Genomic DNA, 3,274 nt, shown 5'->3' on the forward strand with positions numbered 1-3,274 from the left:
CGTTAATAACTTTCTGAAAAGCCAGTCTATATGACTGGCTTTGCTCTTTTAAATCTATGGGAAACTATTCCTCCAAAATACTGAAGCTTTTACAGTGCAGTAAAGCATTTCAAAAGGTAATAATCCTCAAGACATCTCATCATACCTTTACATCAAATTATTCATGACGTTTTTCCAAGCAGAAAAAATATCCATTTTGAAAGTTTTTTGTAAAAAATTATCTGCAACTTAAAACATTGTATACATAAAATCAGCATCTTAAATGCAGTACAAAATATTTTACATATCAAGTTTTACACCTTGCAGCAATTCAGCTTGTCGAACTACAAATCCTGACCTAAGATGGTAGAACAATCATCAATGTATGATTGAAAATAATAAATAAGGCATGTCAGAAAAATAAGGAGAAAAAAATGCAATATCAGTATCACTGTGCTTGCTGCAACAAGGCTGTTGCTTCTACTGACAAGGAATGTACCAGTTGCGGATCACATAACATCCGCAGCCCTTACGGTTTTTGGATTTTTTGTATTATGGCTTGTCTGGCCGCAGCCATTATCTTTAAAGTTATGCATGTCTACCTTCAGGACCATCAAGAGATGCCACAACAGCAGTCACTCTTTGATGTACTGCAGCAAGACAGCAAACGCGGATTGTAAAAAAGCATACATAAAAAAACCTGACATTTTGTCAGGTTTTTTACTCTTTCAATTGGTTCATTTGCCTAATTCTTCTGCCTTATCCTGCCATTTTTTAGATTAAAATAAGCATCATATAGAGGATAGATTATGGTTCAACTCATTAAAAAAGGCGGTTTACGTGAACGCGCTAACCGCAGCCGCAGCTATAAAGGTTCAGAAAATACTGAAAAGACTTTAGCGCCAAACCGTTACCGCACCGATGCTCCTGAGCAAAAAGCAGAAGCTGCAGAAACGGCTATCTTATCTAGTGAAGAACAAAACTCCGCCTTAAATAATACGCAGCGCATCCAGCCATAACCACACGGCGAACCCCAAGAACAGTACACCTGAAATAATATCAATCCAGCTGCTTGAGCGCTGATAAAGCGCTTTAATTTTCGGCATGGATAAAATCAGCATCAGCAATGTAAAAACCAAGAAAGTTTGGATGGAAATAATCACTGCCAGCTGTGTTTTTAAATGCGCACCTGCTGATGAACTGAGGGCAAGTGAAAATACACTGCTGAAATAAATTAAAGTTTTAGGATTGGATAAATTGGTCAACAATCCCAGCAGAAAATAATTTTCTTTCTTTTCCTCTTCTGGCGTACTGTCAATTTCGGCTTGCTGTTTCAAGCTTTTTAAGCCGCCATTCAGCATTGCCCAGCCCATTTTTGCCAAAAATAAACCGCCAACCGCCATCAGTATTTGCTGAATCCAAGGAAACTGCTCAATCAGCAAAGTAAACCCAGTAAGTGTTAAAACCACCCACACTACAATACCTAAAGAAATCCCCGCAATAATTTTTAAGGTATTCGCACGAGATGTAGAGGCTGAACTTTTTGCAATCAGCAGCACATCAGGCCCTGGACTGAGCTGCGCCACAAAATGCAAAGCACAAATAGTAAAAAGCAGTGACATAAATGATGGATTATTACCGTATGAAAGCGCACGATTATACGCCTGTTCAAAGTAAAAAATCGATGTGACAATTTTTTGAACATAAAAAAAGCTGGATGTTTAATCCAGCTCCATGAATTTAATGTGCTTATTTAGGACTCACATCTTTCATTTCAATTTTTTTAGCATCTGGCATTACTTCTCGCGCTTCACCATCAATCACGCTCGAATCACGGCCGCTTTGCTGATTTTGCATGTCCTGCATTTGACGCATCATGTCCGCAAATGGATTTTGACCTTGTGCTCCGCCGCCCATGCCATTCATATCACCCATCATGCCGCCCATCATTTTTTCCATCATGGCCTGCTGACGCTTCATCATCACATTCATCATGGTCGCTTTAAGCGCATTTTGCACTGGCGGAATCATAATCAGCACAGCCAATACGTCTGTGATTAAACCCGGAATCAAGAGCAGGAAGCCTGCAATGATTTTAGGCAAATTGCCAGTCAGTGCAGGATCTGCACTCATTTGGCCTGCTTGCATTTGCTGCATCTGCGGCATTAAACCCGCAGAGTATTTGCGGATCATGCTCATACCAATGAAGAACGCTGCCGCAAACCAGAAAAACACATACCACATACTGCCGACAAGGTCGCCCACGCCGATCCAAACAAAGACTTCTAGGATTAAGCCAATTAGTAAAATAAGAAATAATTTCATGAAAATTAATCTAATCTCAATTCAATAAATAAAGTGTATCAATCAAGTGCTTAATCACTATCAAGCTTTTTTGATCCGCTTATGTAACAATATGGGCGTATTTTAATTTTTAAAGGGCAAATATGCCATTAATTATCGGCATTGATCCAGGTTCCCGCTTAACTGGTTACGGCATCATCGAACACGAAGGCTCAAAATTGAGATTTGTCGATGCTGGAACCATTCGTACCGAAACAACAGAAATGCCCGAACGCTTAAAACGCATCTTTGCTGGTATTGACCGTATTGTAAGATTTCACGGCCCGACTGAAGCAGCTGTAGAACAAGTTTTTATGGCGCAAAACCCAGATTCGGCTCTAAAACTTGGTCAAGCCCGCGGCGCAGCGATTGCAGCCTTAACCAATTTAGATTTAAAAGTTGCAGAATATACCGCCCGCCAAATTAAGCAATCTGTGGTCGGCTACGGCGCAGCTGACAAAGAACAAGTTCAAATGATGGTGACCAAGCTTTTAAATTTAAGCGTTACCCCTCAAGCAGATGCAGCCGATGCACTAGCCGCAGCAATTTGCCATGCGCATGCCTCTGGCAGCATGAGTAAACTGGCTGTATTAAATGCTTTGGGCGGTATGGCCCGCGGGCGCAGCCGCTCTAGCTCTAGACGGCGTTAATAAATTATTTTAAATAATGGGCGAAATCTGATCTCATTTCAGTCAAAGAAGGCTCATACGGATATTCTGCAATGAGCATTCGCCCTGAATGCTTTAAATTCTTTTTTACAAGTGTTCTATTAATACGAATAAACACCAATTCCTCAGGTTCATTTCTATGATTATATTCACAAATCATAAGCATATTATTTTTATCAATGATTCTGTAATTTGAGAAGCCATCCTGAACTTGTTGTTTAAATGGCCTTTTAACAAGTGTGTTTATTTTTGGATTTAGCTTTCGTTTCTTTAAATAAAAGAAA

6 protein-coding genes are annotated in these 3,274 nt (G+C 39.8%); 3 read left to right on the top strand and 3 right to left on the bottom strand.

The window, feature by feature from the left end; genetic code table 11:
- The first annotated feature begins 413 nt into the window (after positions 1 to 413).
- Complete coding sequence (locus D7V32_RS16810; RefSeq protein WP_120403915.1) at positions 414 to 659, top strand: hypothetical protein; 246 nt, start codon at positions 414 to 416, stop codon at positions 657 to 659.
- Between the two features lie 129 nt (positions 660 to 788).
- Positions 789 to 998 (top strand): hypothetical protein, encoded by a 210-nt coding sequence (locus D7V32_RS16815; RefSeq protein ID WP_120403916.1) that lies wholly within the window; start codon positions 789 to 791, stop codon positions 996 to 998.
- Here D7V32_RS16815 and D7V32_RS16820 read toward each other — a convergent pair.
- Both D7V32_RS16820 and D7V32_RS16825 read right to left on the bottom strand, forming a co-directional pair.
- Entirely contained in the window at positions 969 to 1,601 is a 633-nt protein-coding gene (locus D7V32_RS16820) for a LysE family transporter (protein WP_120403917.1), read from the bottom strand. The two genes, D7V32_RS16815 and D7V32_RS16820, sit on opposite strands and share 30 nt — an antisense overlap.
- 127 nt (positions 1,602 to 1,728) lie before the next feature.
- A complete protein-coding gene (locus D7V32_RS16825) occupies positions 1,729 to 2,304 on the bottom strand; it encodes an FxsA family protein (RefSeq protein WP_120403918.1) in 576 nt (191 codons plus the stop codon).
- A 122-nt stretch (positions 2,305 to 2,426) separates the two neighbouring features.
- Here D7V32_RS16825 and ruvC point away from each other — a divergent pair, with 122 nt between their 5' ends.
- The gene (gene ruvC, locus D7V32_RS16830) at positions 2,427 to 2,972 is read left to right on the top strand and encodes a crossover junction endodeoxyribonuclease RuvC (protein WP_120403919.1); all 546 of its coding nucleotides are present in this window, start codon (positions 2,427 to 2,429) and stop codon (positions 2,970 to 2,972) included.
- 4 nt (positions 2,973 to 2,976) lie between these two features.
- Here ruvC and D7V32_RS16835 read toward each other — a convergent pair.
- A partial coding sequence (locus tag D7V32_RS16835) for a hypothetical protein (RefSeq protein ID WP_120403920.1) occupies positions 2,977 to 3,274 on the bottom strand: 298 nt, incomplete at its 5' end.

The organism is Acinetobacter tianfuensis, from assembly GCF_003611465.1.
GTDB classification, from domain to species: domain Bacteria; phylum Pseudomonadota; class Gammaproteobacteria; order Pseudomonadales; family Moraxellaceae; genus Acinetobacter; species Acinetobacter tianfuensis.